A 5,983-nucleotide genomic window follows, 5' to 3' on the forward strand; every position below is an offset into this window, starting at 1 on the left:
ACGATCTCAAGCTCAGCGGATCGTTCGTGTTCGAGCTTTCAGCCGATGGCCGGAGCTTCTCCGGTTCCTATGTGTACGACGGGAAAACGTACTCCTGGAGCGGGAAGAAAAATTAGCGGGATCGGGCCGCGGAGAAGCAAAGGACACGCGGCCACCGGTTCCCCGCACTCCGCGGTCGCGGGGCGCGACACACGCATTCTTTGCCGCTTTCCGGACGCTGCCCCGCGTTTAGGGGCAGCGCCTGGTTATCATGGTCGTGGCCGTATGGAGGTCGCCGGCCAATGGCGGAATCGGCGATACGGTTGATCGAGCGGTGGCAATTTTCCATAAAGGCAAAATCGCAATAGTAACCGAGTCGGTGGACTCGGATGCGGTATCCATCCTTGTCGGTATTTGCCGGCGGTCGGACCTGGCTCTGCGCCGCCTCCGGCCGCAGGTTCCATCGACAGGGTGTCGATGGGTGCAGGGCTTGACGCGATCCATGAAACACGGTGTGCCGGCCCGGAGTGCGCGGTCAGGGGCGGCGTCGCGCTCCGCGCTCATCCAGAGCGGTGTCGTGCCGCCACACTCCTGACCGCCGTGCCGTCGTGTCCGGGTGAACCGCCTACTTCACCTTCTCGGTGATCTTGACCGGCTGGGCGAGCTGGAACTGGAACTTGGTCTCGGGGGGGAACTCCACTTCCTTGCCCCGGGTGGCCAGCACGCCGGCCGTTCCGGCGCCGCCGCCGATGACTGCGCCGATGGCGGCGCCCTTCTTCCCGCCGGCGATCCCGCCGATGATGGCGCCCACGCCGGCGCCGCCGCCGATGACCGCCGCGTCACGGGTGGTGGACCCTTCGGCCTGGAACTGGAGCGTGTTGGTCTGCACGCCCACCATCTCGCCGCGGATCTCGATGCTCTCCACGGTCAGGCTCATGAACGCCTTGCCCTTGACCTTGCCGGACTGGGCGCTCTCGAGCACCCGGCCCGCCAGACGGGTGTTGGCGGGCAGGACGACCTCGCCGTTCAGGTCCACCGGCTGGGCCAGGAACATCTCGAAGCGGTCGCCGCCGGCGTTGGTCTTGGTGCTGAGCGATCCCTGCAACAGGCCCACCAGGGCGGTGCCGGCGGGGATCTCCACCGTCCGGGTTTTCGGTTTCGGCGGTTCGACGGGCTGTGCGGGCTGGGCGGCTTCGGTGATGGGCGTCGCGCCCGTCGGCTGCGCCGCAGGCGCGGGCTCCCCGGTGACGGGTGGCGGAGTGGCGGTTGTCCCCGTGCCGCCGGCGTCGGCGACCGGCTGCTCGCCTGCGGTTGCCTTGGCCGCGGCGGCCTTCTTCTGCGCCAGCTGTTTCTTCATGGTCTGGAGCTCGGCCTGCTGTTTGGCGATTTCGGCCTGGAGCCGTTGCTGTTCCTCGAGCGCGGCGGCTTCTTCCTGCATACGCTGCTGCGCCTGCTGGGCCTGGACCTGTTGCTGCAGCTCGTAAATCTTGGCTTCCTGCTGCTGGATCTGGGTCTGCAATTTCTCCGCCTCCGCCGCGGCGGCCTTGGCGGCCTCGTCCTCTTTCTTCACGCAGGCGACGGCCGAGAGCAGCAGCGTCACCGCGAGAATGATCAGGACCAAACGTGGTTTCATAATGACTCCTTGTTGCATGAAGTGCTTGTTATTGTTGATGACCGGATAATGCACATAGTTTCACAATATTGTCGCAATTTTTTCGAGGAGGGACAAGTGGGTTCTCAGCGCCGTCCCTCTCCGAACCCATTCACCCAATCACCATCTTCTGTTATGATGCCCGCTATTTCGATCGGAAAGGAACGCCATGAACGCGCTGCCTCCGCCCCGCCCCCTCCTGCAGGCCCTGGAACCGGACCAGCTCAACGCCCTGCCCATCGGCCGGTACGAGGGGCCCGTGCACCTGGTCCGCGACGACGCAGAGGCCCGGACCGCGATCGCTGCGCTGGTCGGCGAGACCCTCCTCGGCTTCGACACCGAAAGCCGTCCGGCGTTCCGCAAGGGTGAGAGCCACCCGGTGTCGCTGGTCCAGCTGGCCGGCGCCCGCGGCGTCTGGCTGTTCCAACTGCAGGGGCTTGCCGATCCCGCCCCCCTGGCGGCCCTGCTGAGCGATGCCGCCGTGCGAAAAGTGGGCGTGGCCACCGCAGATGACGGCCGCAAGCTGCAGGAGACGCTTGCATGCGAACCCGCCGGCTTTCTGGACCTGAGCGCGGTGGCGAGGCGCCACGGACTGCGGCAACCGTCGCTTCGCCAGTTGGCGGCCGTCCTGCTGGGGATCCGCATCCCCAAGGGGACGCGCCTCACCAACTGGGCGCGCCGCGACCTGACCCCGGCCCAGGTGGCCTACGCGGCCACCGACGCCTGGATCGCCCGGCAGGTCTACCTCCGCTTCCGGGAGCTGGGCGCGAATATCTAGCCCTGCAACGGGTCGAGAGTCGATGGTTGAGAGTTCGTGCTCGTGAGTCGTAATCGGAATTCGTAATCGTGGTCGTGATTCGTAATCGTGATCGTACTCAGACCTAGGCCCTGGGTTCTAGACCCCGGGTTTCGGATCCCAGGTCCTGGCACTCAGGTCCCGGCACCCAGGTCCCGGCACCCAGGTCCCAGTTCCCATAAGTTCCCCCCGTTCGCTGACTGGCTGTTTCGGCGGCATGATTACATGAGAATGATCCTTCGTGTTCTTTGTGACTTCGTGGTGAGCATTCCAAGTCGAGGCTCGATTACGATGACGATTACGATGACGATTACGAATTACGATTACGAATTACGATTACGAATGAGGAACATGGATGCCCATTCACCTCTGACCGCCGGCCGTGCGTTTTCCCGCCTGTGCCATTGACGCATCCGCCGTCACAGGCTATAGTTTATGCACTGTCATGCCGAGGACGGAGCCATGCCCGACACCATCCAGCGTCTGCAGATCGCGTTCTTCCTCAATGACCGGGAGGTTCGGGTGACCGTCCCCCCCGACCGGACGGCGCTGGAGGTGATCCGCGGCGAGCTGGGCCTTACAGGCACGAAGGAGACCTGTTCCGAGGGCGACTGCGGCGCGTGCACCGTGGCCCTGGGCGAGCTGGCGGACGAGCTGCTCGTTTATCGAGCCGTCAACAGCTGCATCCTGCCGGCCGCCCGGCTGCACGGCCGACATGTCATCACGGTGGAGGGGCTGGCCGCCGACGGGCGACTCCACGTGATCCAGCAGCAGCTTCTGGACCACCACGCCGTCCAGTGCGGCTACTGCACGCCCGGCATCGTCATGTCGCTGTTCTGTCTCTTCCTGCAGCGGCCCGACCCGGACGAGGCCGCCATCCTCGAGGCGCTCGAGGGGAACCTGTGCCGCTGCACCGGCTACGTCACCATCCGCGCCGCCGCCCGCGCCGTGGCCGGGCGCCTCGCCGCCGCCGGCGGCGAGGCGCGCGGGCTGATCCTGCCTGCCTATGCCGCCGACATGGAGCGCCGCCTTCGGGCGTTCGGCGAACCGCTGCGCGCCACGGACTCGCCCAATGCCGACGGCCGTCCCCTCGCCGGCTACCACGTGCCGGCGAGCCTGTGGGAGCTGTGGCGGACCCTGGCGCGGGTCGGCGATCCGGCGCGGACGCGGTTCATCCACGGCGGCACCGACGTGATGGTGGCGGTGAACATCAAGCGTGACTTCCCGGAACACCTGGTGGACCTGAGCCGGATCCCCGAGCTCCACGTGCTGCTGCGCGAAGGGGACGTCCTCCGGATCGGCGCCGGACTCACCTTCACCGACCTGATGGAGAGCACCCTCGTGGCCGACCACCTGCCGGTGCTGGCCCGCGCGGCGGCCCGGATCGGGTCGCGGCAGGTGCGCAACCGCGGCACCCTGGGCGGGAACATCGCCAACGCCTCGCCCATCGCCGACGGCGCGGTGGCTCTGCTGGGGCTGGACGCGCGACTGGTGCTGGCGTCGGCCGGCGGCGAACGGACGCTCCCGCTGGAACAGTTCTACAAGGGGTATAAAGACACCGACCGGCAGCCCGGCGAGATCATCCGCGCGGTGGAGGTGCCGCTCACCGAGTGTACGCACCAGTACCTGAAGTCGTCCAAGCGGCCGGCGGTGGACTGCGCCTCGGTGAGCTCGCTCTGCTCGGCGCGGCTGGAGGACGGGCGGGTGGCGATGTGCCGCCTGGCGTTCGGCGGGGTGGCCGTGTATCCCGCGCTCGCCCGGCAGACGGCCGCGTTCCTCGCGGGACGGGCGCTGGACGCCGAGACCGTTCGCGCCGCCGCCGACCTGGCCGCGGCCGAGTTCCAAACCATCGGCGACGTGCGCGGCAGCGCCGCGTACCGCCGCGCGCTGATCCGCCACCACGTGATCCATCATCTGGAGTCACTGCGGGGCAACGCCGAACTGTGCGGGAGGCACCCATGAGCGCCGAGACACCGAGATCCCGGCCCGCCGCCGATCCGCCGCACCTCAGCGGCCACCTCCACGTCACCGGCGCGTCGCGCTTCATCGGCGAGGACGTCCGGCCGACTGGGCTGCTCCATGTGAAGGTGGTGGCCAGCCCCCACGCCCACGCCCGGATCACGGCCATCGACACCGCCGCGGCCGCCGCCCGCCCCGGCGTGGCCGCGGTGCTCACCCACCGGGACATCCCCGGCGCCAACCAGATCGGCCACGTGCTGCCCGACGAGCCGCTCCTGCCGGCGGACACGGTGACCTATGCCGGCCAGCCGGTGGCGCTGGTGGCGGCGGCGGATCCGTGGCAGGCCGAAGCCGCCGCGGCTGCCGTGCGCGTCACCTACGAACCGCTGCCGCCGGTGCTCACCATCGCGGAAGCGCTGGCCCGAGGGCAGCTCTACGTGCCCGAGCGCCGCATCGTCCGGGGCGACGTGGACGCCGCCCTGGCCGCCGCGCCCCATGTGCTGGAAGGGCAGGTGGTGTCGGGCGCGCAGGAGCACTTCTACCTCGAGACGCAGCGCTGCGTCGCCGTGCCGGCCGAGGACGGGCAGATCGTCCTCTTCGCCGCCACCCAGAGCACGGCCGAGGTGCAGGAGATCGCCGCCCGCGTGCTGGGCCGTCGCAGCAAGGACATCACCGTGGATGTGCCGCGCCTCGGCGGCGCCTTCGGCGGCAAGGAGCGGAGCGCCACCCTCTGGGCGTGTCTGGCCGCGCTGGCCTGCCACTGCACCGGTCGGCCGGTGGAGTTGGCGCTCCAGCGCGTCGAGGATGCCGCCTGGACCGGCAAGCGCCATCCGTACGAATCGCGCTACCGGGTGGGCTTCGACGACGAGGGCCGGATCCTGGCCTGGGACGTGGAGCTCAACGCCAACGGCGGCGCCGCGGTGGACCTGTCGCTGGCCATCCTGGAGCGGAGCATGCTCCACGCCGACAACGCTTACTACATCCCGGCGGCCCGCATCGTGGGCCGGGCCTGTCGGACGAACCTGCCGCCCAACACCGCCTTCCGCGGCTTCGGCGCGCCGCAGGGGATCTTCGTCATCGAGTGCGCCCTGGAGCGGATCGCCCGCGTGCTGCGACTGGACCCCCTGGAGGTGCGCCGCCGCAACGCCTATCAGGAGGGGCAGCCCACTCCATACGGCCAGCCGGTGCACGACGCCCACGTCGCCGAGCTCCTGGAGCGCCTGGAGCGCAACGCCCGCTACGCGGCGCTGCGGGCGGAAAATGAGGCGTTCAACGCCGCCCACGTTTACGCCAAACGCGGGCTCGGCGTGGTGCCGGTCAAGTTCGGCATCTCGTTCACCTCGGCCTTCCTGAACCAGGGGTCGGCGCTGATCTGGATCTACGCCGACGGCACCATCTCGCTGAGCCACGGCGGCGTCGAGATGGGCCAGGAGGTGAACACGAAGGTGGCCCAGGTGGCGGCCCGGACCCTGGGCGTCGGCCTGGCGCGGATCCGCGTGGAAACGGCCAACACCAAGCGCGTGGCCAATGCCTCGCCCACCGCCGCCTCCACGGGCGCCGACATCAACGGCAACGCCGCCCTGGCGGCCGCCACGGAG

Annotated in this window: 4 protein-coding genes; 3 read left to right on the forward strand and 1 reads right to left on the reverse strand. The window is 68.9% G+C overall.

Annotation, left to right across the window (positions count from 1 at the left end):
* Positions 1-604: 604 nt before the first annotated feature.
* Positions 605-1,612: a hypothetical protein gene (locus GX414_14405; protein ID NLI48291.1), complete on the reverse strand. Its 1,008-nt coding sequence runs from the start codon at positions 1,610-1,612 to the stop codon at positions 605-607.
* A gap of 187 nt (positions 1,613-1,799) precedes the next feature.
* Between GX414_14405 and GX414_14410 the strand changes: the two genes are divergently transcribed.
* The 3 genes from GX414_14410 to GX414_14420 all read left to right on the forward strand — a co-directional run.
* The gene (locus GX414_14410; protein NLI48292.1) at positions 1,800-2,408 is read left to right on the forward strand and encodes a 3'-5' exonuclease domain-containing protein 2; all 609 of its coding nucleotides are present in this window, start codon (positions 1,800-1,802) and stop codon (positions 2,406-2,408) included.
* Positions 2,409-2,888: 480 nt separating this feature from the next.
* On the forward strand, positions 2,889-4,388 hold the full coding sequence (locus GX414_14415) for a 2Fe-2S iron-sulfur cluster binding domain-containing protein (GenBank protein ID NLI48293.1): 1,500 nt from the start codon (positions 2,889-2,891) through the stop codon (positions 4,386-4,388).
* Positions 4,385-5,983, forward strand: a 1,599-nt coding sequence (locus GX414_14420) for a molybdopterin-dependent oxidoreductase (GenBank protein NLI48294.1), incomplete at its 3' end; no start/stop codon positions are given. The genes GX414_14415 and GX414_14420, both read left to right, overlap by 4 nt.

It is taken from the genome of Acidobacteriota bacterium (genome assembly GCA_012517875.1).
Taxonomy (GTDB): domain Bacteria; phylum Acidobacteriota; class JAAYUB01; order JAAYUB01; family JAAYUB01; genus JAAYUB01.

Bases quoted from the DNA above. Each gene is read 5' to 3' on its own strand.
- GX414_14405 (NLI48291.1), bottom strand. From the start codon at position 1,612: ATGAAACCACGTTTGGTCCTGATCATTCTCGCGGTGACGCTGCTGCTC.
- GX414_14415 (NLI48293.1), top strand. From the start codon at position 2,889: ATGCCCGACACCATCCAGCGTCTGCAGATCGCGTTCTTCCTCAATGAC.
- GX414_14410 (NLI48292.1), top strand. From the start codon at position 1,800: ATGAACGCGCTGCCTCCGCCCCGCCCCCTCCTGCAGGCCCTGGAACCG.